General features: G+C 72.0%; 22 protein-coding genes. 13 read left to right on the top strand and 9 right to left on the bottom strand.

Features of this window, described 5'->3' with window-relative positions:
* Positions 1 to 9: 9 nt before the first annotated feature.
* Complete coding sequence (locus ACFP2T_RS33110; RefSeq protein ID WP_377428748.1) at positions 10 to 675, bottom strand: response regulator; 666 nt, start codon at positions 673 to 675, stop codon at positions 10 to 12.
* Positions 672 to 1,976 (bottom strand): sensor histidine kinase, encoded by a 1,305-nt coding sequence (locus tag ACFP2T_RS33105; protein WP_377428746.1) that lies wholly within the window; start codon positions 1,974 to 1,976, stop codon positions 672 to 674. Before ACFP2T_RS33105 ends, ACFP2T_RS33110 begins: the two co-directional genes overlap by 4 nt.
* 202 nt (positions 1,977 to 2,178) lie before the next feature.
* Here ACFP2T_RS33105 and fabG point away from each other — a divergent pair, with 202 nt between their 5' ends.
* From fabG to ACFP2T_RS33085, 4 genes are all read left to right on the top strand, one after another.
* The gene (gene fabG, locus ACFP2T_RS33100) at positions 2,179 to 2,883 is read left to right on the top strand and encodes a 3-oxoacyl-ACP reductase FabG (RefSeq protein WP_377428744.1); all 705 of its coding nucleotides are present in this window, start codon (positions 2,179 to 2,181) and stop codon (positions 2,881 to 2,883) included.
* A 94-nt stretch (positions 2,884 to 2,977) separates the two neighbouring features.
* Positions 2,978 to 3,751 (top strand): enoyl-ACP reductase FabI, encoded by a 774-nt coding sequence (gene fabI / locus ACFP2T_RS33095; RefSeq protein ID WP_377428742.1) that lies wholly within the window; start codon positions 2,978 to 2,980, stop codon positions 3,749 to 3,751.
* Between the two features lie 85 nt (positions 3,752 to 3,836).
* The gene (locus ACFP2T_RS33090) at positions 3,837 to 4,865 is read left to right on the top strand and encodes a ferrochelatase (protein WP_377428740.1); all 1,029 of its coding nucleotides are present in this window, start codon (positions 3,837 to 3,839) and stop codon (positions 4,863 to 4,865) included.
* Positions 4,866 to 5,102: 237 nt separating this feature from the next.
* A complete protein-coding gene (locus ACFP2T_RS33085; protein ID WP_192771022.1) occupies positions 5,103 to 5,882 on the top strand; it encodes an HAD-IIA family hydrolase in 780 nt (259 codons plus the stop codon).
* Between the two features lie 30 nt (positions 5,883 to 5,912).
* On the opposite strand, the gene ACFP2T_RS33080 is transcribed toward ACFP2T_RS33085, so the two are convergent.
* On the bottom strand, positions 5,913 to 8,279 hold the full coding sequence (locus tag ACFP2T_RS33080; RefSeq protein ID WP_377428738.1) for a M48 family metallopeptidase: 2,367 nt from the start codon (positions 8,277 to 8,279) through the stop codon (positions 5,913 to 5,915).
* Positions 8,280 to 8,435: 156 nt separating this feature from the next.
* Between ACFP2T_RS33080 and ACFP2T_RS33075 the strand changes: the two genes are divergently transcribed.
* Entirely contained in the window at positions 8,436 to 9,383 is a 948-nt protein-coding gene (locus tag ACFP2T_RS33075; RefSeq protein ID WP_377428736.1) for a single stranded DNA-binding domain-containing protein, read from the top strand.
* 102 nt (positions 9,384 to 9,485) lie between these two features.
* On the opposite strand, the gene ACFP2T_RS33070 is transcribed toward ACFP2T_RS33075, so the two are convergent.
* A complete protein-coding gene (locus ACFP2T_RS33070) occupies positions 9,486 to 10,277 on the bottom strand; it encodes a hypothetical protein (RefSeq protein WP_377428734.1) in 792 nt (263 codons plus the stop codon).
* A 99-nt stretch (positions 10,278 to 10,376) separates the two neighbouring features.
* Between ACFP2T_RS33070 and ACFP2T_RS33065 the strand changes: the two genes are divergently transcribed.
* Positions 10,377 to 11,195 carry a DUF3097 domain-containing protein gene (locus ACFP2T_RS33065; protein ID WP_377428732.1) on the top strand — a complete coding sequence of 273 codons (819 nt, stop codon included), beginning with the start codon at positions 10,377 to 10,379 and terminating at the stop codon, positions 11,193 to 11,195.
* 39 nt (positions 11,196 to 11,234) lie between these two features.
* Here ACFP2T_RS33065 and ACFP2T_RS33060 read toward each other — a convergent pair whose 3' ends face one another.
* Positions 11,235 to 12,581 carry a serine hydrolase domain-containing protein gene (locus ACFP2T_RS33060; RefSeq protein ID WP_377428730.1) on the bottom strand — a complete coding sequence of 449 codons (1,347 nt, stop codon included), beginning with the start codon at positions 12,579 to 12,581 and terminating at the stop codon, positions 11,235 to 11,237.
* Positions 12,582 to 12,786: 205 nt separating this feature from the next.
* Between ACFP2T_RS33060 and ACFP2T_RS33055 the strand changes: the two genes are divergently transcribed.
* From ACFP2T_RS33055 to ACFP2T_RS33045, 3 genes are all read left to right on the top strand, one after another.
* Entirely contained in the window at positions 12,787 to 13,257 is a 471-nt protein-coding gene (locus tag ACFP2T_RS33055) for an NfeD family protein (RefSeq protein WP_377428728.1), read from the top strand.
* A 5-nt stretch (positions 13,258 to 13,262) separates the two neighbouring features.
* On the top strand, positions 13,263 to 14,375 hold the full coding sequence (locus ACFP2T_RS33050) for an SPFH domain-containing protein (protein WP_377428726.1): 1,113 nt from the start codon (positions 13,263 to 13,265) through the stop codon (positions 14,373 to 14,375).
* 349 nt (positions 14,376 to 14,724) lie between these two features.
* A complete protein-coding gene (locus ACFP2T_RS33045) occupies positions 14,725 to 15,537 on the top strand; it encodes a hypothetical protein (protein ID WP_377428724.1) in 813 nt (270 codons plus the stop codon).
* 40 nt (positions 15,538 to 15,577) lie between these two features.
* Here ACFP2T_RS33045 and ACFP2T_RS33040 read toward each other — a convergent pair whose 3' ends face one another.
* The 3 genes from ACFP2T_RS33040 to ACFP2T_RS33030 are packed head-to-tail and all read right to left on the bottom strand — an operon-like array spanning position 15,578 to position 16,758.
* The gene (locus ACFP2T_RS33040) at positions 15,578 to 16,054 is read right to left on the bottom strand and encodes an SRPBCC family protein (RefSeq protein WP_377428722.1); all 477 of its coding nucleotides are present in this window, start codon (positions 16,052 to 16,054) and stop codon (positions 15,578 to 15,580) included.
* A complete protein-coding gene (locus tag ACFP2T_RS33035; protein ID WP_377428720.1) occupies positions 16,047 to 16,388 on the bottom strand; it encodes an ArsR/SmtB family transcription factor in 342 nt (113 codons plus the stop codon). The genes ACFP2T_RS33040 and ACFP2T_RS33035 overlap by 8 nt, the downstream gene beginning before the upstream one ends.
* Positions 16,381 to 16,758 carry a VOC family protein gene (locus ACFP2T_RS33030; protein WP_377428718.1) on the bottom strand — a complete coding sequence of 126 codons (378 nt, stop codon included), beginning with the start codon at positions 16,756 to 16,758 and terminating at the stop codon, positions 16,381 to 16,383. Before ACFP2T_RS33030 ends, ACFP2T_RS33035 begins: the two co-directional genes overlap by 8 nt.
* A gap of 158 nt (positions 16,759 to 16,916) precedes the next feature.
* Between ACFP2T_RS33030 and ACFP2T_RS33025 the strand changes: the two genes are divergently transcribed.
* From ACFP2T_RS33025 to ACFP2T_RS33010, 4 genes are all read left to right on the top strand, one after another.
* Positions 16,917 to 17,768, top strand: a complete 852-nt coding sequence (locus ACFP2T_RS33025) for a TrmH family RNA methyltransferase (protein WP_377428963.1) — start codon at positions 16,917 to 16,919, stop codon at positions 17,766 to 17,768.
* A 125-nt stretch (positions 17,769 to 17,893) separates the two neighbouring features.
* A complete protein-coding gene (locus ACFP2T_RS33020) occupies positions 17,894 to 19,582 on the top strand; it encodes a PucR family transcriptional regulator (RefSeq protein WP_377428716.1) in 1,689 nt (562 codons plus the stop codon).
* 111 nt (positions 19,583 to 19,693) lie between these two features.
* Positions 19,694 to 20,911: a serine/threonine-protein kinase gene (locus tag ACFP2T_RS33015; RefSeq protein ID WP_377428714.1), complete on the top strand. Its 1,218-nt coding sequence runs from the start codon at positions 19,694 to 19,696 to the stop codon at positions 20,909 to 20,911.
* A gap of 85 nt (positions 20,912 to 20,996) precedes the next feature.
* Entirely contained in the window at positions 20,997 to 22,784 is a 1,788-nt protein-coding gene (locus ACFP2T_RS33010) for a vWA domain-containing protein (RefSeq protein ID WP_377428713.1), read from the top strand.
* A 15-nt stretch (positions 22,785 to 22,799) separates the two neighbouring features.
* Here ACFP2T_RS33010 and ACFP2T_RS33005 read toward each other — a convergent pair whose 3' ends face one another.
* Positions 22,800 to 24,149 carry a MurL-like N-terminal domain-containing gene (locus ACFP2T_RS33005; protein ID WP_377428711.1) on the bottom strand — a complete coding sequence of 450 codons (1,350 nt, stop codon included), beginning with the start codon at positions 24,147 to 24,149 and terminating at the stop codon, positions 22,800 to 22,802.
* Positions 24,150 to 24,282: the final 133 nt, after the last annotated feature.

Raw genomic sequence — 24,282 nt, 5'->3', positions numbered from 1 at the left:
ACCGGAGGGCTACTCCCCGGCCGCGACCAGACCCGACTCGTACGCGAGGACGACCGCCTGGGCCCGGTCGCGCAGGTTCAGCTTGCCGAGGATCCGCCCGACGTGGGTCTTGACGGTCTGCTCGGCGACCACCAACTCCGCGGCGATCTCGGCATTGGACCGGCCGCGCGCGATCAGCCGCAGCACCTCGGTCTCCCGGGGAGTGAGCGCGGCCAGGGTGGTCGGTCGGGGCCGGGCCCGGTCGGGCCGGGCGGCGAACTCGGCGATCAGCCGGCGGGTCACCGCCGGTGCCAGCAGCGCGTCACCGGCGGCGACGACCCGGACCGCGTGCACCAGGTCGGCGGCCGGCGCGTCCTTGAGCAGGAACCCGCTCGCTCCGGCCCGCAGCGCCTCGTAGACGTAGTCGTCCAGGTCGAAGGTGGTCAGGATCAGCACCCGGGGCCGGGCCGAATCCGGACGGTCCCCGACGAGCTGCCGGGTGGCGGCCAGCCCGTCCAGCACCGGCATCCGGATGTCCATCAGCACGACGTCGGGATCCAACCGGCGGGCGGCGGTGACCGCCTCCGACCCGTTGGCGGCGTCGCCGACCACCAGCAGATCGGGCTGGGCGGCCAGCAGCGCGCCGAACCCCTGCCGGACCATCGCCTGGTCGTCGGCGATCAGTACCCGAATCATCCGGACGCCTCCGCGTCGTAGGGCAGGTACGCGGTCACCGCGTACCCGTGATCGCCGGTCGGTCCGGCGGTGAACCGGCCGCCGAGCAGCCGGGCCCGCTCCCGCATCCCGGTAAGCCCGTGCCCGCCGCCCCCGGCGCTGCCGTCGGGCCCGGCCGCCGGGTCGGGCGCTCCGGTCGGGTCGTTGCGGACGTCGACCGTCAGGGCCTCGTCGTCCGCGCTCATCGACACCCGGACGGTCGTGCCCGGGGCGTGCCGGCCGGCGTTGGCCAGGGCCTCCTGGATGATCCGGTACGCGGCCAGCCCGACCGCCTCGGGCACCGGCCGGGTCGCGGCCGCCCGGGACACCTCGGCCTCGGGGGCCGGCCCGGTGGTGACCGTCACCGACATGCCCGCCCGGCGGGCCGCCTCGACCAGCTCCGGTACGTCGGCCAGGCCGGGCTGTGGCGCGGTCTCCGGCACGGCCGACTCGCTGCGCAGCACGCCCAGCAGCCGGCGCATGTCGGTCAGCGCCTCCCGGGCCGAGCCGGCGATCGCGGTGAACTCGGCACGGGCCGGCTCCGCCAGTCCGGTCAGCCGGTACGGGGCGGTCTCCGCCTGTACCGCGATCATCGACATGTGGTGGGCCACCACGTCGTGCATCTCCCGGGCGATCCGGGTGCGTTCCTCCAGCACCGCCCGCCGGGCCTGCTCCAGCTCGCTCAGCTCGGCCTGCTCGGCCAGGGCCCGCTGACTCTGTCGGCGCCGCCGGACCTGGTCGCCGACGATCAGGATGACCACGAAGAGGATGGCGACGCCGTGCGCGTTCGCCGGGGCGTCGACGAACAGGTACGCCGGCAGCACGCTGAGCAGTCCCGCCCAGGCTGCCACCCCCGGACCGGCGCGAGCGGCCAGCACCAGCAACACGAACAGGAAACCGATGATCTGCACCGGATTCCACGGCCATGCCTCGTCCCGCTGCGCGCCGATGACACCGAGGTAGAGCAGCGGATAGGCGACCCGCCAGGCGAGCAGTGGCCGGACCGGGGCCAGCGCCGCCGGCAGGACGGCGCCGATCCCGAGCAGGATCGCCAGCGGCTCGAGCAGTCCCCGCTCGTCCGTCAGGTACTGCACCCCGGCGATGCTCAGGCCGATCATGGCGAGCAGCAGCAACGGGAGCAGGAACGGCCGCAGGCGTCGCCACCGCCGTCGCCACCATCCCGGTGGGCCGACCGGCGGGGACGGCGGATAGTCCGCCCCGACCAGCAGCCGGCGCAGGTCGTCCAGTGCGCCGCGGAGCACCACGCCGGTCCCGTCCTCCATCAAGGGCAGGGTACGGGCGCAGGAGTGTGCCCGTCGTGACCCCGTGGTGTGATCCTGCCGGTAGTACCCGGGTAGCACACCGGGTAGGGCGCCCCCGGGTTACGGATTACCTGCCGGTAGCGCCTAGTCTCCAACCCGCACGTGGCGTACGTGCCCGCGTGCGCATGTGCCCAGCGTCCGTACCGTCCGTGAGGAGGACACCGTGGCCCGAACCGTGCTGGTGACCGGAGGAAACCGGGGCATCGGCCTGGCCATCGCGCAGGCCTTCGCCAAGCAGGGGGACCGGGTGGCGGTCACCCACCGGGGCAGCAGCCCGCCCGCCGACCTGTTCGGGGTGCGGTGTGACGTCACCGACAGTGCCCAGGTCGACGAGGCGTTCTCGGCCGTCGAGGCGGAGTTGGGCCCGGTCGAGGTGCTGGTCAACAACGCCGGGATCACCGCCGACACGCTGCTGATGCGGATGTCCGAGGAGCAGTTCACCAGCGTGATCGACGCGAACCTGACCGCGGCGTTCCGGTGCGCCAAGCGGGCCTCGTCGAAGATGCTCCGGGCCCGGTGGGGTCGCATGATCTTCGTCTCCTCGGTGGTCGGACTGGCCGGTGGCGCCGGCCAGGTCAACTACGCGGCGAGCAAGGCGGGTCTGGTCGGGGTGGCCCGGTCGATCACCCGGGAGCTGGGCAGCCGGAACATCACCGCCAACGTGGTCGCGCCCGGCTTCATCGACACCGACATGACCGCCGTGCTCTCCGACGAGCGCAAGGCCGAGATCCGCAAGGCGATTCCGGCCGGCCGGATGGCCACTCCGGACGAGGTGGCCGGCGTGGTCACCTGGCTGGCCTCCGACGCCGCCGGCTACATCTCCGGGGCGGTCATCCCGGTGGACGGCGGCCTCGGCATGGGGCACTGACTGACACAATCGCCCAGGCACCGTCGGTCGGCCGGGACAGACCCGGTCCGGCCACGGGACGCGGGGGACCACGAGGGTATGGAGGGATCTTCACGTGTCTGGACTGCTGGCCGGCAAGCGGCTGCTCGTCACCGGTGTCATCACCGACCAGTCGATCGCGTTCTCGGTGGCGAAGCTCGCCCAGGAGAACGGCGCCACGGTCGTACTCACCGGCTTCGGCCGGATGTCCCTGGTCGAGCGGATCGCGAAGCGGCTACCCGAGCCCGCGCCGGTGATCGAGCTGGACGTGACCAACAGCGAGCAGCTCGCCGGGCTGGCGGACCGGGTCCGCGAGCACGTCGACGGGCTCGACGGGGTGGTCCACTCGATCGGGTACGCCCCCCCGAGCTGCCTGGGTGGCGGCTTCCTGGACGCACCGTGGGAGGACGTGGCGACCGCGGTGCACGTCTCGACGTACTCCTACAAGTCGCTGGCCGTGGCCGCGCTCCCGCTGATGAGCCCCGGCGGTTCCGTGGTCGGGCTCACCTTCGACGCCACCAAGGCCTGGCCGGTGTACGACTGGATGGGCGTGGCCAAGGCCGGGCTGGAGTCGGCGTCCCGCTACCTGGCGCTGCACCTGGGCCCGAAGGGGATCCGGAGCAACCTGGTCTCGGCCGGACCGCTCCGCACCATGGCGGCCAGGTCCATCCCCGGCTTCGAGCAGTTCGAGGACGCCTGGGCGCAGCGGGCTCCGCTGGGCTGGGACCTCTCCGACCAGGAGCCGGCGGCCCGTGCCTGCCTGGCCCTGCTCTCCGACTGGTTCCCGGCCACCACCGGTGAGATCGTGCACGTCGACGGCGGCTACCACGCCCTCGGCGCCGGCAGCTGAGGTGTAAGGAAGGGCCCCTTCTTATCGTTTTCTGTATAGGAAGGGCCCCCTCCAAGCACATCGGTGGGGCGGGGAGAATGGCGGTATGTCGTACGACGCCGTGGTGCTGATCTCGTTCGGCGGGCCGGAGCGGCCCGAGGACGTGCTGCCGTTCCTCGCCAACGTGACCCGGGGCCGGAACGTGCCGCCGAACCGGCTGGCCGAGGTCGCCGAGCACTACCAGCACTTCGGCGGTGTCTCGCCGATCAACCAGCAGTGTCGGGACCTGCTCGCCGCGATCCGGACCGACTTCGCCGCGCACGGGCTCGACCTGCCGGTCTACTGGGGCAACCGGAACTGGCATCCGATGCTCGCCGACACGGTGGCCCAGATGCACCACGACGGCATCCGCTCCGCCCTCGGCTTCGTCACCAGCGCCTACGGCGGCTACTCGTCCTGCCGGCAGTACCTCGAGGACATCGCGACCGCGCGGTCGGCGGTCGGACCGGACGCCCCGAAGATCGACAAGTTGCGCCAGTACTGGGACCACCCCGGGTTCGTCGAGCCACACGCCGCCGCGGTCGCCGCCGCGCTGGCCACCCTCGACGCCGACCGGCGGGAGAGCACCCGACTGGTCTTCACCGCCCACTCGATCCCGGTCGCGATGGCCGCCTCCGCCGGCCCCGAGGGCGGCCGGTACGAGGCGCAGTTGCGCGAGACGGCCGGGCTGGTGGCCGAGCGGGTGGCTCCGGACCTGCCGTACGACCTCGTCTGGCAGAGCCGGTCCGGCCCGCCCCAGGTGCCGTGGCTGGAGCCGGACGTGAACGACCACCTACGTGCGCTCGCCGCCGAGGGTGTGACCTCGGTCGTGGTCAGCCCCATCGGGTTCGTCTCCGATCACCTGGAAGTGGTCTGGGATCTGGACACCGAGGCAGCCGCCACCGCAAAACAACTCGGCCTGGACTTCGTCCGCGCCGGAACTCCCGGCACGGATCCGAGGTTCGTGTCGATGGTTCGGGAGTTGGTGACGGAGCGGCTTAACCCGGCCGATACGGCCCCGCGACGTCGGCTGGGTACGCTGCCCGCCTGGGACACCTGTCCGGACGGCTGCTGCCTGCCGGTCCGGCGGCCCTGACCGACCCGCAGCCCGAGCCCGCATCCGATTCCGATTCCGGGTCCGACTCCGACCCCGGTCCGCCCGGACCGACCGGCCGGTGGACCCGGATCCTTCCGCCCCGAACCAGGAGAGCGATGAACCAGAGCAGCCAGCGAGTTGTCCGGCCCGGAGGCCGGGCATGACCGAGCGGAGCGAGGTCATCGGTCTGCCCGGTCGAGCAGGTCATGGGGGCGACGAGCGAGGCGAGGAGCGGCCATGACCGATCGCAAGCCGGTGGAGAGCTGGCTCACCGACATGGACGGCGTGCTGGTGCACGAGGGGCAGCCGGTGCCCGGAGCGCCCGAGTTCATCAGCCGGCTCCGTTCCTCGGGCAAGCCGTTCCTGGTCCTCACGAACAACTCGATCTACACGGCCCGGGACCTGCAGGCCCGGTTGAACCGGATGGGGTTCGACGTTCCCGAGCACGCGATCTGGACCGCCGCGCTGGCCACCGCCCAGTTCCTGGCCGACCAGCGGCCCGGCGGTACGGCGTACGTGATCGGTGAGGCGGGTCTCACCACGGCGATGCACGCCGTCGGCTACGTGCTGACCGACTTCGCCCCCGACTACGTGGTGCTGGGCGAGACCCGGACGTACAGCTTCGAGGCGATCACGAAGGCGGTGCGGCTGATCGACGGAGGGGCGCGGTTCATCTGCACCAACCCCGATCCGACCGGCCCGTCGACGGAGGGCGCGCTGCCCGCCGCCGGCTCGGTCGCGGCCATGATCTCCAAGGCGACCGGGGTGGAGCCCTACTTCGTCGGCAAGCCCAACCCGATGATGATGCGTTCGGCGCTGAACACCATCGACGCGCACTCCGAGACGACGGCGATGATCGGCGACCGGATGGACACCGACATCCTCTGCGGACTGGAGGCCGGGCTGCAGACCGTACTGGTGCTCACCGGGATCAGCACCCGGACCGAGGCCGAACGGTATCCGTACCGGCCGTCCCGGATCGTCGCGTCGGTCGCGGATCTGATCGACGAGATCTGAACCCGACTCCTCGGCCGGATCCGCCACGGGTCAGCCGACGACCTCGGCACCGACCGAACGGAGCGCGTCGATCAGTACCTGACCGCTCTGGTCGGTGAGCGTCTGGGTGGTCCACGGCTCGGTGATGGTGATCCGGTGGCCGGTGCCGAGTTCGAGATCGGCCCGGACCGGGATGCTCCGGTTGACCCGGGCCCGCACGATCTCCTCGTACCGGATCAGCCAGTTCCGGTCGGCGATCTCCGCGACCGGCCAGCGCCGGATCAGCGTGAGCAGCCGCTCCCGGCCATGGTGGAACGGACCGGGGTCGCCGATCAGCACCAGGCCGACGTCGAGGACCAACAGGTCGTACTGGGCGTTGTCGACCTTGACGTTGGCCAGGCCGTCGAGCACCCGGGCACCGTCGGCGCCGCGGCCACCCGAGGGGACCCCGGCCTGCCCTGCCGGGCCACCGCCGGTGGATCCGGCCACGGGTACGGGGCCGCCGTCGGCCGACGGGCGCGGCAACCGGCCGCTCGTTTCCGAGCCGAGCAGTCGGATCAGCACGCTGTCGCTGTCCTTGTTCAGCAGGGGCGTCGTCCAACCGGCCGCGAGGGTGAGCTGACGGCCGTCCGTCAGGGTCAGTTCGGCACGCAGCGGTACGGACTTGAGGATCTGGGCCCGGCCGATCTCGGCGTACGGAACGAACTGGTGCCGTTCGGTCAGCTCCGCGACGGGCATGCTCTCGATCAGCCGGGTCAGCCGCTTCTGTCCCAGTTCGGACTTGTCCGGGTTGGCGACCAGGATCAGCCCGCTGCCGAGTACGAGCACGTCGTGCGGAACGTCGTTGACCTTCAGGTGGGCGAAACCACCCAGCACCTGGTCGGCCGGGGGCCCGGCGTGCGCCGTACCCGTCTCCGGGCCGCCCGGGGAGCCCGACGCCGGGGTGGCGGACAGCGGTGCGGCGAGGTCGACCCCGAGCGCGCCCAGCCAGTACCGGGCCCGGGGCGCGGTCTCCGGTACGACGGCGAGCTGGGCCAGCTCGGCCAGGTCGAGTGGCCTGCCGTCCTGGACGCCCAGCAGTTCGGGCGGCCCGGACCAGGAGTGCCGCCACCGGACGGCCCCGGAACGCAGGGCGGCCAGGGTCAGCACCGGAACCAGCATCGGCGCGAACTCGCCGGGAAGTTCCCGGCGGGTGGCGGCCGGCAGCAGCGGCTGGGCCAGCTCGACCAGCCGGTTCGCCTCGACGAGGTCGAGCAGGATACCCAGGCACGGCGGCGCGGTGCCGGCGACCACCTCGGTCAGCCTCGTCACGACCCGGTCGGCGGCCCGTTCGGTGGCCGCCCCGGCGGTGAACGCGGTCAGTTCCGGCCAGGACAGCACAGCCCGGCCGTCGGTGTCGATCAACGCGGCCTGCAACTCGCGGCCGAGCAGGTCGAGTTCGGGGAGCAGCAGCGCGGCCGGGCGGTCGTCGACGGCCACGTTTTGGACCGGGGCACCGGCGATCGCGGAGAGCCGCTCGGCCAGTGGCGGATGGGTGTCCCAACGCGAGGGTTGATCGTCCGGAGTGGTCTGTCGGAGCCGGGCCAGCTCCGGCTGCCGGTTGGCCAGCAGGTGGCGGAAACCCCCGAAGAGATCCTCCGGGGTGTGTCCGGACTCCCAGGCCGGCCCGACGTACCGGGAGAAGTAGAAGTCCCAGGCGGCGTCGATCACGTGCAGTTCACGCAGCGCGTCACCGGCGGCCTGCCGGCCCGCCACCCGTACGGCGGCGCGGTCGGCCTCCAGCTCCTGGCGCCGTACCACCGCGTGGTCCACCAGCAGGTACAGCCGGGCATAGCCCTTGAAGCCCCAACCGATGGGGTTGTAGCGGCCGATCCGGGCGATCGTCCCGCCGATCGCCAGCCGTCCCCGGTAGGCCACCGCACCGAGCGCGGTGTGCCGGCCCGAGTAGTGCCCGAGTTCGTGCGCGAGTACGGCGTAGAGCTGGGCGAGGCTCAGTCCGTACAGCAGCGGAATGCCGAGGTAGAGATGGCGCCGCCCGGAGAGCAACCCGAGCAGTCGGCTCTGCTCGACCACCGCGGCGTTCACGATCGGTACGAGCCGGATCTCGTCCGGGGGTCGGGTGCCGACCTCGGTCGCGAGGTTCCGGACCACGTTCCACAGCATCGGCGCCTGCGCCGGGGTGACGGGTAGTCCCTCCGGCGGTTCCGGCCGGCTGCGGATCGCCCGCCAGAGCGCCAGGCCCACCGTTCCGGACGCCGCGACGAGCAGCGGCCAGATCAGTTTCAGCGCCAGCAGCCCCGGTATCAGGCTGGCCAGCCAGGCACCGAGCCCGAAGACGGCGACGAGTTGGACGAGCGCGAGCAGGTAGAAACCGGCGAGCATCGCAACGGCCACTCCCGCCCGAACCGTAGCAATCATGCGACATTCCCCCGTGGTCGCTTGCTCGTTTCGAGGACGGAGCGGGACGCTATCGCTTCGGACCGTGCCCCCACAAGACCCGTCGATGTCCGTACGATCCGTGCCGACCGTCTAGAGAGGACATGACCTGTGTGGCCGTTCCGTCGTGGCGCCAAATTGACCGTTCCGACGATCGACCCGACGCTCGGTGATCCGGACGCGGTGATACTGCTCGATCATCTCGCCAACCGGAACTGGCGTCCGGTGCACGAGTTCCTGCGTACCGTCGAGGATCCGGACGACTTCGCCTGGTACATCGACATGGCGGCGGAGACGACGGGGATGCAGGCCTGGATCGGTGAGTGGATCGAGGCCGAGCCCCGGTCGGCACTGCCCGTGCTGGTCCGTGGCGCCCACGCCATCCGCTGGGCCTGGCAGGCCCGGGGCAGCGGGCGGGCCACGGACACCTCGGCGGCCCAGTTCCAGATGTTCGCCCAACGGCTGAAGCTCGCCGAGGACTGCCTGGACGAGGCGGTGCAGCGGGCCCCGAACGACCCCACCGGCTGGGCGCTGCTGATCGTCACCGCGATGGGACGTGGGTCGGGCGTCGAGGAGGCCCACCGTCGGTTCTCGGAGGCCACCGCCCGGTACCGCTGGCACCACGGGGCACACAGCAGAATGTTCGGTCAACTCTGCGCCAAATGGGGCGGCTCGCACGAGCAGATGCACAGCTTCGTCGACGAGACGGTGGCCAACGCGCCGGCCGGCAGTGGGCTCGGCGCCCTGATGCCGAAGGCGCACATCGAACGGTGGCTGGACCTACCCGACGGGCCGGACCGGGCGCACATGCGGCAACCGGAGGTGCGCGCCGCACTGCACTGGGCGGCGGACCGGTCCGTCCGGCATCCCGACTACCGGCGTCGGCCGGGCTGGCCGGGTCCGCACAACAATTTTGCGATGGCCTTCTGGCTCGCCGACGAGCACGCCGCGGTGGCGGAGCAGTTCGACGCGGTCGGTGACCTGGTGACCGAGTATCCGTGGAACTATCTGGCCGGCGAGCCGGCGGAACGGTTCGCCCGGGCCAGGGCGCAGGCGTACCGGGAGCGGACGACCGTACCGGGCTGACCGGGAGTTGTCCCGGGCCGGGAGTTGTTCCCGGGCCGCGTGATGGTGCGGGCCTGGTGGTGGTGCGGGGGTGGATCGGCGCCGGGGTGTCCGACGTCGCGGCTACGCCGAGAGCGGGGCGTTGCAGGCGGCGACGACCGCCCGGCGACAGGCCGCGGTGAGCGGTCGCAACGCGGCGTCGCGTTGCTGGGCCTCGTGGCCGTTCACCGAGCCGCCCGGCGCGGCGTGTTCGGCCAGCGCGAGCACCTGGTCCAGCACGCTGGCCCGGGCGAACAGCCGGCGGGAGCGCGGATCGAAACCGGGCGGCAGGTCGATCCCGTTGTCCGGGCGGCGCAGCGCGGCGAGCGCCCCGGCCAGTTCCGGTCGCCACTGCGCGACGTCGAGTCGGGTCAGCGCCGCGGTCGCCTCGGCGAGGGCCATCGAGAGTTCCGCCTCGGCCTCGGCCGCGCCGGGATTGACCAGCGAGGCGGCGGGGGCGTTCTCCGGCAGTGGGTACACCCGCCACAGCAGCGTCTCGAAGGTCACTCCCGACCCGGAGGTGTGCGTACGCACCTCGGGGATGACGCCCAGGTCGCGGGCCACGACCGCCTCACCGGCGAGCAGCGCGGCGGAGGCGAACGGGCCGGGGCCGGGCAGCCCGCGCGGATCACCGGGGGCGGGCAGCACCAGGCGGATCTCGTCGGGCGAGTGCTTGGAGAAGGTGGCCAGTGCGTCACGCAGCGGCACGTCCGTCCAGGTGCCCGGAGCATCGGCGACGAGGTGTTCCTCGCCGCGGGCGATCTCCTCGGCGATCTCGTCGTACGGCACCAGCCCGGCACGCCAAGCGCGTACCCAGGCCACGAAACGGCTGGACCGGCGCGCTACAAGAGTCGCCGCGCCCGTTGCGGGGGACATGCGGCTAGGGTACGTGCTCGGCGTGGCGGCTGTCTCGGGTGCCCGCCGGGCGGCGCGTCTACGACACTGTTCGGCCGGTCACGGCTAGCGTCGGCCCTCATGGGGAGGATGTACGGAGACGACGTGCTCGCCGGAAACTGGCGGCGCCGCAAGGTCGTGCCCGAGGTGGACGCCGAGCCCGATCTGGTGGTCGAGGATGCCGACTCGGGCTTCTGTGGCGCGGTGGTGGGGTTCGAGTCGGGCGCGGTGGTGCTGGAGGACCGGCACGGGCGACGGCGCAACTTTCCGCTGCTGCCGGCGGCGTTCCTGCTCGACGGGAAGCCGGTGACGCTGCGCCGACCGGGGCCCGCGATGGCGGCACCGGTGCGCCAGCGGACGGCGTCGGGCTCGGTCGCGGTGGCCGGGGTACGGGCACAGGTCGCCAAGGCCAGCCGGATCTGGGTGGAGGGGATCCACGACGCCGCGCTGGTGGAGCGGATCTGGGGCGACGACCTGCGGATCGAGGGCGTGGTGGTGGAGCCGCTCGACGGCATCGACGAACTCGCCGCCGAGGTCCGGAACTTCGGTCCCGGGCCGGGGCGCCGGCTGGGCGTCCTCGTCGACCACCTGGTGCCCGGGTCGAAGGAGAGCCGGATCGTGGCGGCGGTGACCTCGCCGGACGTCCTGGTCACCGGGCATCCGTACGTGGACGTGTGGCAGGCCGTGAAGCCGTCGGCGGTCGGCATTCCCGCGTGGCCGGTGGTGCCGCCGGGACGGCCGTGGAAGGAGGGCGTCTGTGCGGCGCTCGGTGTCGCCGAGCCGGCACAGATGTGGCGGCGGATCCTCTCCCGGGTCGACAGCTTCCACGACGTGGAGACACCGTTGATCAACGCCATGGAACGGCTGATCGACTTCGTGACGGTGCCATCCGGTTCGTGACGGGCCGTCCGGCTCCTGGTCGGTCCGGTCGGGGTCCTCCTAGTCGGTCCGGTCCGGGTCGCGGGTGAAGACGAAGGTGGCGATGTCGAGCGCCGTCGCGGCGCCAGTCGGGTCGCGGCGCACCACGAGGACCTCGCCGTCGTTCAGGCCGGACCGGCCGCGCCACCGTCCGGTGCTGTCCCGGCTGAACCGCCAGGGCGCGGCGGCGCTCGGCGACAGCTGGGCGATCAGCAACTCGTCGGTGGTCGGCTCCCAGGCCACCTCGATCTCCCGGCCCATCCACCACCAGCGACCGGTCAACTCGGCGATCTCCGGTGCCGGCGGCGCGGACACCGGTCGCCAGGGCCGGACCGGCACGGGCTCGGAGTCGAGCACCGTACTGAGCACCTGCCGGCCGAGCACGGGAAGCGAACCGGACCGGAACCCGTACGAGTTGGCGAAACCGACGACGCCGGTGCGGGACGGCCGGTGCACCGACAGGGTCGCGACGTAGCCGGGCATGGAGCCGCCGTGCCCGACGTACACCCGGTCGCCGACCCGGTGCAGTTCCAGGCCGAGCCCGTACCCCGAGGTCCAGGAGTCGAGGTCGGAGATGGCCACCGGAACGCACATCTCGGTGAGCGTGCCGGGGGCGAGCACCTCCGGATCCGGCGCGGCGAGGAAGGCGGCCCACCGGGCCAGGTCGGTGGTGGTGGCCCAGATCTGTCCGGCCGGTGCCATCGCCCCGGTGTCGGTACGCGGTTCCTCCCGCAGCGTCCCGTGCCAGGGATGTACGACGTATCCGCGCGCGAACGGCTCCGTCGCCTGGTAGGAGGTGCGGACCATCCCCAGTGGATCGAGCAGCCGGGTCCGGACCAGTTTCCACCACGCCTCGCCGGTGATCCGTTCCAGCACCGCCCCGAGCAGCCCGTACGCCAGATTGGAGTAGTGGAAGGTGCGGTGTGGCGGGTGGGCCAGCTTGGCGGTGGTCAGCCCGGCCAGCAGGGTGTCGAGGTCGGCTCCGGCGGAGCGTTCCCACCAGTCGCCGTCCGGCTCGCGTTGCAGCCCGGCGGCGTGGCCGAGGAGCTGGCGGAGTCGTACCGCCCCGACGGGGGTGCCGGGCAGGTGCTGGTCCAGCGGGTCGTCGAGGTCGAGTCGCCCCTCGTCGCGCTGTTGGAGCAGCAGTACCGCCGTCATGGTCTTGCTGATCGAGCCGATCCGGTACTGGGTGTCCGGATCGGGTTTCGGAGTCTGGCCGGCGGCGGCGACGTGTGCGAGCCCGCCGTCGCGGAGCACGCCGATGATCAGCGAAGGTGCCCGGCCAGTGGCCTGGGCCTGGGCGACGAGCGCGTCGATCCGGCGGGTGGTGTCGGGCAGCAGGCCGGACTCCGGCGGCAGGGGGACCACGTCGGGTACCTCCTCGGGCTGGGGGACGGGGGGCGGAACTGGTCGTCGGGGACCGGAAAGTCGGGACCGGGAAAGTCGGGGCCGGGGATGCGGACCGGCGGTTTCGGTACTGGTGCGCGAATCAGATCAAAAACCGACGCACAGGATCTTATCGGTACCGATGCGTCGTTGGCCGACAGGTGCACCAGCGTGACAGGATCAGTGTGTGGAGCCACTCCTGTGGATCGTATTGGGCGTCGTGCTGGTCGTCGCGGAGATCTTCACGACGACGCTGTTCCTGATCATGTTCGGGATCGGAGCGTTCGCCGCCGCGGGCGCCGCCGCACTCGGTGCCCCGGTGCCGCTCCAGGCCGTGGTGTTCGCCGCCGTCTCGGCACTGACCCTGGTGTTCGCCCGCCCGACCATCCAGCGGCACCGCCAGGCGGCGCTGGGTGGCGACGAGCAGCCGTTCGGCATGCAGGCGCTGGCCGGGAGCACCGCGTTGGTGCTCGAACGGGTGGACGCCGAGAGTGGGGTGGTCAAGATCGACGGCGAGATCTGGACCGCCCGTTCCTACGACGTGACCCAGGTGTTCGCTCCGGGTGAGCGGGTGCGGGTGATCGAGGTCAAGGGCGTGACCGCCCTGGTCTGGCACGACGATATCGCTACTGGTGAGCAACCCGATACAAAGAGGTGAGCAGTGTGGAAACTGTGGTCGGTCTACTGTTGGCCGCCGTGGCCCTGATCGCGGTGGTCACTCTGGTCAGGGCTGTCCGGATCGTTCCGCAGCAGCGTCAGGACGTGGTCGAGCGGCTCGGTAAGTACAAGCGCACCCTGCACCCCGGCCTCAACCTGCTGGTGCCGTTCATCGACGCGGTACGGACCAAGGTCGACATGCGGGAGCAGGTCGTCAGCTTCCCGCCCCAGCCGGTGATCACCTCGGACAACCTCGGGGTCTCGATCGACACGGTGCTGTACTTCAAGGTCGCCGACGCGGTGAAGGCGACCTACGAGATCTCCAACTTCCTCCAGGCCATCGAGCAGTTGACGGTCACGACCCTGCGTAACGTGATCGGCTCGCTCGACCTGGAGCGGGCGCTCACCAGCCGGGACCAGATCAACCGGCACCTGTCCGGTGTGCTCGACGAGACGACCGGACGCTGGGGCATCAAGGTGACCCGGGTGGAGATCAAGGCCATCGAGCCGCCGGCGAGCATCCGGGACTCGATGGAGAAGCAGATGCGCGCCGAGCGGGACCGCCGAGCGGCGATCCTGAACGCGGAGGGGCAGAAGCAGTCGCAGATCCTCACCGCGGAGGGCGAGAAGCAGGCCGCGGTGCTCCGCGCCGACGGTGACCGGCAGGCACGGATCCTCCAGGCGGAGGGCCAGGCCAAGGCGATCCGTACCGTCTTCGACGCCATCCACCAGGCCAACCCGAGCCAGAAGGTGCTGGCCTACCAGTACCTCCAGGCGCTGCCGCAGATCGCCAACGGCACCGCGAACAAGGTCTGGATCGTGCCCGCCGAGTTGAACAAGGCACTCGAAGGTATCGGCGGCGCGCTGGGCGGTTTGAGCCAGATGGTCGGCGACATGCCCCGGACGACGGTCGACTCGGGTGCGGTCGAGCGCGAGGCGGCCGAGGCGGCGGAGGCCGCGGCCGAGGCGGCCCGGCAGGTCAACGCCGAGGTACGCGCCGCCGAGGCGCAGGTGACGTCCCGGTCCACCGACAGCCCGGAACTGCCGGCGCCCGAGCCGGTCTCGCCGGCCAGCCTGGTCGACGACTCCAGTGTGGATCGGCGGGAGGAACGCGGCTGAGCCTCCGGGCCTTCCGCCCGCGCTCCGGCGGCTGATTCGCGAAAGCGTCCGCACGGCACCCCGACACCTGACACGATCGGTCCTAGCGACGGGTGGTGACCAGGAGCGGGGTGCCGGAGCGGATGCGCCCGCGCCCACCCGCGCAGCACGTGGAGCGAGGTGACGGCGTGTGATCCACCCCTCGAAATCGGAAACCCACCCCTCGAACCCCAAGTATCACCTCGCACCACCAAAACGAACGAAGCCACCAAAGCGGACGAACTCGCCACAGCGGACGATCGGCGGCAGTGGGCCCACGCTCGACGGTTCCACCGGCTCCGGACCCACGGTCGGCCACACCGCCGATCCCGTGTCGGGGCGGTGGCCGTACGGCGGGTTCGCCCTGTTGCCGTTCGTCGTCGAGCGCGGGACCGGCCAGCCGGCGAGCGACGCCACCTGGGCCTGGTCACTGCGCCGGTTCGCCCGCGCCGCCGTCTGGGTGCTGCCCGGTTACGCCATTGTCTACGGTTCGGTGACCCTGGTCGGATCCGGTTCGGCGCCCTTTCTCACCCAGCAGCGTCCGGCCCACCTGCTCGGCTGGATCGGCGCACTCTGGCTCGGCCTGCTCGGCGTGATGGCCGTGGCCAGCCTGCTGGTCGCCGCCCGGAGCCGGGTGATCGCCACCGCCGGGCTGCTGGTCGCGATCGCCGGGACGATGCTGCTGTTGCCGTTCGGCGGACTGCCGGACGACACGGCGGCGTTCGGTACGGCGGGCCGGGTCATCGCGATCAGCGGCGGGGCGCTGTACTCGCTGGGCTGGTGGCTGACCGGCCTGGCGGTGTTCCGCTCCGGTGTGTTCAGTCGGGCCGACGGCACGCTGTTGATGATCGCGGCTCCGTTGCTCGGAGTCGGCGGGCTGCTGGTGGCCGCGCTGCACAGCCTCGGCGCGATGTTCGTGCTCGCCGCCGGGATCGGCGTGGCCTGGCGGGCGGGACGACTGGTGCCGCCGGTCGGCCGGGCCGCCCTGACCCGCGCGAGTACGGCCAGCGCGGTCGCCGCGGTCGTACCGACCGGTGGCGGGGTCGTACCGACCGGTGGCGGGGTCGTACCGATCGGGTCCGGGGTCGTACCCACGGGTGGCGGGATGGTCCCGACGGCGCCGCCCGAGCCCGCCCCGTCCTGAGTGGACCAGCGCCGGCACCACCGCGCTTCTCCGGCCGGACTCACCGGTCCGAGGGTTCGTCCTGCGCGGCGAGCAGGTCTGATGGTTCGTCCTGCGCGGCGAGCAGCTCCGCGAGGCTGCGCAGGACGTGCGACCGCCAACCGCCACCCATGATCTTGAAGGCCAACCGCTGGGCCGGGTCGTCGGGATCGAACCCGGCGTGCTCGACCACGAGCCGGGTACCGTGCCCCTCGGCCGTCAACGTCCAGGTCACGGTGGAGTCGAGGTGCCCGCCGCGCCAGGCGAACCGGAGCAGGCGAACTGGTTCGAGTTCCAGGACCTCGCAGTGCACGACACCGTCGAAGTTCTGCTCCGGCCGGGCCTTCGTCCGGAACGTGAACCGGTGCCCCAGTACCGGCTTGAAGTCGTTGGGCATGAACCAGCGCGCCAGCAGTTCGGCGTCGGTGAGGGCACGCCAGACGCGTACCGGTGGATGGGTGAGGAACTGTCCAGCCCTGATCACACCCAGTTCAGCCATCGTGGGCCTCCGTCTCCTGGTCATCCTCCGCGTCGAGCAGGTCGCGCAGGTTGGACAACTTCTCCCGCCAGAACCGCTCGTACGGGGTCAGCCACTCGGCGAGGTCCCGCAGCGGCTCCGGGCGCAGCGAGTACAGCCGTTGCCGGCCAGCCCGGCGCTCGACCACCAGGCCCGCATCCTTGAGGACCCGGAGGTGCTCCGACAGGCTCGGCCGGCGCATGTCGAAGTGTTCGGCCAACTCCTGGACCGGACGGGCGCCCTGGTCCAGGAGCAGGCCGAGCAGTTGTCGCCGGGTCGGGCTGGCCAACGCGGCGAAGACGTCGACGTCAGCCACGGGCGGCGGTCGCCTGGAGCACGATGCCGTTGCCGTCGGGGTCGTCGAAGCTGACGTACCGGCCCCAGGGGGCGTCCTGGATGCCGCCGTCGACCGGTACGCCCCGACGGGTCAGGTCGGCCACGTCGCCGTCGAGGTCGTCGGTCTCCAGCACCAGGCCCTTGACGGAGCCGGGCGGCATGGTGTCGAACCAGGTGACCAGGGTGATCGAGGTCGCGGCCCCCTTCGGTGCCACCTGGACCCAGCGTTGGTCGGGGCCCATCCGGTTGTCGCCGAGCAGTTCGAAGCCCAGGGTGTCGACGTAGAAGTCCTTCGCCCGGTCCTGGTCGGTCACGGGGATCGAGAGGAGCTGGATTTTTGTGATCGTCATGCGGGAAACAATAGGTAGGAGATGTCCTACCAGTCAAGGGTAGGAGATCTCCTACCTGAATCGGTCGCCCCTCCCGACCGGGGCGGCCCCGGACCGGCGCGAGGAAGCGGGCGCGGGGGAGAATCGGCGCCGTGTCCGCCGAAGAAACCCCCAGCACCCTGCCCGGCGAGGTCGGCAAGCGCGCCGGCGCCGTACCGGTGGCGGCGATCGAGGAGATCACCGAGCCGGGCGACCCCCGGATCGCCGACTACCGGGCGCTCACCGACGTCGAGCTGCGTACCCGCTGGGAGCCACCGCACGGCCTGTTCATCGCCGAGGGCGAACTCGTGCTGCGCCGGGCGGTCCGGGCCGGCTACCGGCCACGGTCGTTCCTGGTCGACGCGAAACGGATCGACCAGCTCGGCGACCTGGACACCGACGGTGCGCCCGTCTACGCCGCCAGCCCCGCCGTACTGGAGCAGACGACCGGCTTCCACGTGCACCGGGGCGTACTCGGCTCGTTCCAGCGCCGGGAACTGCCGAGCGGGTCCGAGGTGCTCGACAGCGCCCGTCGGGTGGTGATCCTGGAGGACGTCAACAACCACACCAATCTCGGAGCGATTTTCAGGGCGGTGGCGGGACTCGGCGTCGACGCGGTACTGCTCTCCCCGTCCTGCGCGGACCCGCTCTACCGGCGCAGCGTACGGGTCAGCATGGGTGAGGTCTTCGCGGTGCCGTACGCCCGGCTGTCGCCCTGGCCCGACGGGCTCGCGGAGGTACGCGCGGCCGGCTTCGCGGTGCTCGCGCTCACCCCGGCGGTGGACGCGGTGCCGATCCAGCGCCTCGGACCGGAGCACCGGGCTCGGGCGGCGCTGCTGCTCGGCGCGGAGGGCGCCGGCCTGTCCCGGGCGGCGCTCACCGCGAGCGACGTACGGGTGGCGATCCCGATGCGTCGGGGGGTCGACTCGCTGAACGTCGCCGCGGCCGCCGCCGTCGCCTGCTGGGAGCTCGGCCGCGACGACCCGCTGTAGGCGGATCCGAATGATCACGGAGAGTTCGGCCGGCGTGGACCGGCCGCACGTTACGTGATCATCCCAGCCGTTGCGGGGGCGTGGGCGGGAGTTGTGGCGCGGAGTCGGGCGGTACCGTCGAGCCCGTGTTTCCTACCGTGCGTGAGGTCCTGGCCCTCGACCCGGTCCGGCACGGTGGGCCGAGGGTGGTCGCCGGGGCGGACCGGCTCGACCGGCTGGTGCGCTGGGTGCATGCCGCCGAGGTGCCGGACATCGCCGCCCTGCTCAGCGGCGGCGAACTGGTCCTCACCACCGGAATCGGGCTGCCGGGCGACGACGCGGGGCTGCGGGCGTTCATCGGCGAGCTGGCCGACGTCGGGGTGTCCGGGCTGGTGGTCGAGCTGGGCCGGCGTTATCCGGCGGTGGTACCCCGGGCGATGGTGTCGGCGGCCGAGCGCCGTGGCCTGCCCCTGGTCGAACTGCACCGGGTGACCCCGTTCGTCCGGATCACCGAGGCGGTGCACGGGCTGATCGTCGACGCCCAGCTCACCGAGTTGCGCGCGACCGAGGAGATCCACCAGCGGTTCACCGAACTCTCCGTCGAGGGGGCCGAGCCGGCCGAGGTGGTCCGGCAGGCGGCGGAACTGGCCGGCTGCCCGGTGATCCTGGAGAACCTCTCCCGGCAGGTGCTCGCGTACGACCCGGCGGGGGAGAGCGCGGAACTGCTGCTCCGGGGCTGGGAACAGCACTCCCGGCGGGTCCGGCCGACCGGGCGGACCGGATACGACCCGGACGCGGGCTGGCTGGTGACCACCGTCGGTGCCCGGGGGCAGGACTGGGGGAGGCTGCTGCTGCGCTGGCCCGCCGGTGAGCTGGCGGCCGGGCCGGGCGCCCCGCCGACCCGGTTGACCATCCTGATCGAACGGGCCGCCTCGACCCTGGCGCTGGGCCGGCTGCTCCGCCGGGACGCCGAAGGGCTCGAACGGCAGATCCACCGGACCCTGCTCACCGCCCTGCTCGACCACACCCGGCCGGTCGACGAGGTGGCGCTGCGGGCCCGCGCCCTCGGGGTGGCCCTGGAGCGTCGGCATCTGGTCGGCGTCGTGGTCCGGTACCGCGCCGACGAGGCGGGAGCCGGCGGTGCCGGGTCGGGCGGCCCGGCCGGCCAGGCCCGGCTGCGGGACCTCGCCGAGGCGGTCAGCCAGGCGCTGCGGGACGCCGAGCTGAGCGGGCTGTCCAGCACGCTCGACGACCAGGCGGTCGGCGCCGTACTGGCGTTGCGGGACGCGGCGGTCGAGGAGCGGGCGCTGGCCGCCTTCGCCGCGGCGCTGGACCGGGTACGTCTCGACGCGGGCCCGGCCACGCTCCGGGCGTACGGCGCCCCGGGCGCGGTGATCGTGGCTGCCGGTTCCGGCGTGGGCACCGTACGGGAGGCGCGGCGCTCGCTGATCGAGGCCCGGCAGGTCGCCGACGCGGCCCGGCGGGGGCGGCGGGACCTGCCCGTGTACCGGCTGCCGCACGTCGGGCTCGCCGGTCTGCTGCACCTGCTCCGGGACGAGCCGAGGTTGCAGACCTTCGTCGAGCGGGAACTCGGGCCGCTGTTGGTGCACGACGCCGAACACCCGCGCGAGCAACTGCTCGGCACCCTGCGCGGTTACCTGGAGAGCGGCCGGAACAAGTCGGCCGCCGCCGTGGCGGCGCACCTGTCCCGGCCGGCGTACTACGAACGGCTGGCCCGGATATCCCGGATCCTCCGCGTCGACCTGGACGCGGTGGACGACTGCCTCTCGCTGCACGTCGCCCTGTTGGCCCTGGACGCCGTCCGGGACGGCTGAGCCGGTCGTCCGGCCCGGCACGCTCGGCTACCTGGTCGGGCTGCCGGCGGTGACGTGGCACCATGGACGCGTCCGCCGCCGGGTGCCGGACACGACATCGATGGAGTCGGGATGACAGGACTGGCCGGCACGCCGGTGCCGGGGCTGGCGCCACTGTGGACACACGACCCGGTCAGCGCCGGCCCGTACCGGCTGGTCGGCCGGCTGGGCGCGGGTGGCCAGGGGGTGGTCTATCTCGGCGAGGACGACCAGGGCGACCAGGTCGCGGTCAAGATGATCAATGTCGATCTGAGCGACTCCCGGGTACGGTCGCGGTTCATGAAGGAGATCGCCGCGGCGCGCCGCGTCGTCCCGTTCTGCACCGCGCAGGTGCTCTTCGCCGAGGTGGACGGGGAACGGCCCTATGTGGTCAGCGAGTTCATCGAGGGCCCCACCCTCTACCGGCACGTCCAGGATCATGGCCCGGTCGCCGGCAACGCGTTGCACCGGCTCGCCGTCGGCACCGCCACCGCGGTCGCCGCGATCCACCGCTCCGACGTCGTGCACTGCGATCTGAAGCCCGACAACGTGGTGCTTGGCCGGGACGGCCCACGGGTCATCGACTTTGGCATCGCCCGCGCCCTGGGTGGCACCGACACGGTGACCAGCCGGGTGATGGGGACCATCGCGTACATGGCCCCGGAGCGGTTCCGCAATGACTCGGTCGGCCCACCCTGCGACGTCTTCGCCTGGGCCGCCACGATCGTCTTCGCCGCCGGTGGCCGGCCACCGTTCGGCAACGACTCGCCCTTCGCGGTGATGCACCGGGTGCTGAACGACCCGCCCGATCTGCCCCCGCTGCCGCGGGGCCTGGACGAGCTGCTCCGGCAGTGCCTGGCCAAGGATCCGACGGCCCGGCCGGATGCCGAGAATGTACTGATGCGGCTGCTCGGGCAGGACGACAGGGTCACCGGCCCGCTCCGCCGGGAGACCGTGCTCCAGGTGGGTAACGAGACCGCCGGCACGGTGCCGCCGACCCAGCCGCTGTCGTCGCCCCGTCCCGGGTCGGCGGCACCGTCGCAGTACCGGGCTCCCGCGTTCGCGTCCGGTGCTCCCGCCGCGCCGTCCACACCGGGCGGCGGCTGGGGGCGCCGGCTCCGACGTGAGTCGGTTGACGCCTGGGGCATCTCGACCGCGATCTTCCTCGGCTCGGTCGGCGCCGCTGCCGGCTACGTCGCGTCGAGCGCGTTGGACGCGGCCGCGGCGACCGGGGCGGCTACCTTCGTGGTGGTCTATGTGGTCCGGTTGCTGGTCGCGACGGCACTCGGCGACTCGTCCGACCGCCGCTGACCGGCGGGGAGCCGGACCCGGCCTCTCCGGTGGCGATGCACCGATAGTTTGACTCCATCAGGTAACTGCCGAGGAGGACGTCCAGATGGCCCCAGCCCCGTCGCGTACCCGACAGTGGTTGCCGTACACCGCCGCCGTCACTGCCGGGTTGCTGGTCATCGCCGGCGCGTTCGCGCTCGTCCAACAGCGGGATGCGGACACCGACGGGCCCCGGGCCGACTGCACCACCAACCTGGAGGTCAACTCCTCGACCGAGAAGGCGGCGTTGCTGGTCGAGCTGGCCGAGCGGTACAACAGCAGCGACCGGTCGCTCGACGGCGGCTGCGCCCAGGTGCACGTCAGCGCTCTGACCTCCGGCAAGGCCACCGAGGCGCTGGACGCTGGCTGGAGCGGCATCGGCCTGCCGGAGCCGCAGGTCTGGTTGCCGACGTCGAGCCTGTGGACCGGCCAACTCCGGTTGCTCGACAAGGCCGCCGGGCGGGCGTTGCAGACCCCGGGCCAGTACCCGTCGATCGCGAACAGCCCGTTGGTGATCGCGATGCCGCAGTCAAAGGGCGAGCTGGTACGCCAGCGCGGGCCGCTGGGCTGGGGAGAGATCCTCGGCCTCTCCGGACGGGACGGGTGGGCGGGCTTCGGCAGGCCCGAGTGGGGCCGCTTCACCTTCGGCAAGGACAACCCGAACCTCTCCACCTCCGGGCTGGCGGCGACCATAGCCACCTACTACGCCGCGGTGAACCGGTCCAGCGACCTGACCCGCTCCGACCTGGCCGACCCGGGGGTGACCGGGTTCGTCCGGCGGATCGAGGCGAACGTGTCGCACTACAGCGACGACGTGGTGGACCTGCTGCGCAACCTCGCCGAGGCCGATCTCGCCGGTGGGGGTGCCAGCACGGACGACATGAGCGCCATCGTCATGCAGGAGGAACTGGTCCACCTCTACAACGAGGGGGAGCTGAGCCCGAAGCAGCGGGGCGAGGAGCGGGGCCGCCGGCCGAACGTCCCGCTGGTCGCCGTCTATCCGAAGGAGGGCACCTTCAACCTGGACCACCCGTTCGTGGTGCTTCCCTCCGCCGACGAGGGGCAGCGCGCGGCGGCGGCCGACTTCCTCGCCTTCCTGACCGAGGACGCCCAGCAGGAGAGCTTCGCCCGCCTCGGCTTCCGGGACCACGAACGCCGAGCCGCGGCGGGGCTGCTCGCCAGCGTCGGCGCGGAGCCCACCGGTGGGCTGACCTATTTCGCGCCGCCGGACCCGACGGTGGTCGGGGCGATGCTGGACGGCTGGAGCACGCTGCGTAAGAAGGCCAACATCCTGATCGCGCTGGACACCTCGGGGTCGATGGAGGCGGCGGTCGGCGAGCGTACCCGCTTCCAGGTCGCCTCGGCGGCGGCGGCCAAGGGGCTCGCGCTGCTCAACGCGGAGGACCGGGTCGGACTCTGGTCGTTCTCCTCGGAGACGTCGGAGCGGTCCGACAGCCCGTACCGGGAGGAGGTCCGGCTTGGCGCGTTCGACCAGAAGCGGATCAACAGCCGGATCGCCGACCTGCACGTCGAGGGGAGCACCGCGCTCTACGCCACGGTCCGGGCCGCCCACCAACACGTGCTCGAACGGTACGACCCGACACGGATCAACGCCGTCGTCGTGCTGACCGACGGCAAGAACGAGTACAGCCGGGACAACGACCTGGCGGGGCTGCTCGCCGACGTCGCCCTGGACCCGAAGCGCCCGGTCAAGGTCTTCTGCATCGCCTTCGACCGGGAGTCGGACTTCGGGACGCTGAGCCGGATCGCCAAGGTGTCGTCGGGCAAGGCGTTCGACGCCACCGACCCCGCCATGCTCGACGAGGCGTTCGTGAAACTGGTCAGCAGCTTCTGACGGCGGTTACCCGGCTCAGGAGATCGCGGTCAGCGCCTTGGCGTACGTCGGCGGTACGAAGTGCGGGCCGGACGGGGTGAACACGTCGGTGGCGTTCGCGGCCGTCCACGCCTGCGCCGGAATGGCCGCCAGCAGGGTCCGGACCACGGCCGCGTCCCGCCAGTCCGGGTGCTCGGCGACCAGGCCGAGCGCGACCACCGACTCCTCCACCTCACCGACGCACTCGAACGGCTTGTGCGCGTCGATGCCCAGCAGTTCGAGGTAGCCCGGCGCCTGGGCCGGATCGGCGAGCAGGTCGGTGCCGAAGATGTGCACCAGCCGGGCCCGGGGCATGAACGGGGCCAGCGCGAGGAAGATGAACTGGCACTTGGGGCAGTTCCCGCACCAGCGGGCGCTGGGGTCACGCAACTTGAACGCCGCGTTGCAGCTCGTCACCACGTCGTCGTACCGGGAGAACTGGGCGAACAGCCGGGCGATGTGCAGCTCCGAGAGTGGGCGCAGCAGCGAGAAGTACGGCTCGGTCAGGCCCGCGTGCCCGGCCAGCGCCGCGCGCAGCAGTCCCTCGGCCTCGACGCCCTTCGACCACTGGTGGTTGACCTCGTGACCGTTCCAGATCAGATTCGGATCGGAGGCGGAGCGCTCGTTCGACATCACCACCGGGCCGAGCCCGTGCAGCACGGCGGTGGCCACCGCGATCAGCGAGTTGATCGCGGTGACCGGAATGTGCCCGTTGCGGGCACCGGCCGCGTTCAGTTCCATCAGCGTCGGGTCGAGCCGGCGGCGGGCGGCCAGCGGGGTCAGTTCGGACGCCTCGTTGACCGACACGATGATGTGGTTGGGGTTGACCGAGAACGGCACCGGATCGAAGCCGCCCCGGCGCAGCGCCTCCAGGCTGACGATCGAGTCCTTGCCGCCGCCCACCGTCGACAGCGGCCGGCGGTCGGAGTTGTCCAGCAGCTCCGGCTCGCCGACCTCCCCGTCCGGCGCGGTGGGCGTCAGCTCCAGCACGTACGGCAGGTCGTTGCGGTACGCGTACTCGGCGAGGCCCTTGGTGTAGACGGCGGTGACCAGCGCGGTGGCGGCCTCGCCCAGCGGCGCCGGCAGGATCAGCCGGGGCGGTGCGGCGGCCTTGTAGTAGCTGACCCCGGCGACCAGGTGCAGCAGCTCCAGCACCCGGCCGAAGGCGTCGAGGGTGCGCGGTGACGGCGGCGTCTCCGGCCGGGGAAAGGTGATCACCTCGGTGAACCGCAGTTCGCCGTCCGGGCCGGTCAGCGCGTACTCCAGCGCCGCCTTGCCGGTGGCCGGGTCGAACGAGTGGGACGGGAAGGTGAAGGCGTCCATCCGCCGGAGTTGTTCGTTGGGCACACGCAATAGTAATCAACCCCCGGTTGACGGCATGTCAATGTCCGGTGCCGGTTGACCTACAGGATGGAAGTTGCCCGCCGTACCCGCCTGGTGGGAGCGTGCAGTGGTCCGCGTACCCGGGTGAAGGGTGTGA

This window comes from Plantactinospora solaniradicis (assembly GCF_042658085.1).
In the GTDB taxonomy this organism is placed as follows: Bacteria; Actinomycetota; Actinomycetes; order Mycobacteriales; family Micromonosporaceae; genus Plantactinospora; species Plantactinospora solaniradicis.
The sequence above is the reverse complement of the archived record's forward strand: the minus strand, read 5'-3'. Positions and strand labels throughout refer to the sequence as shown.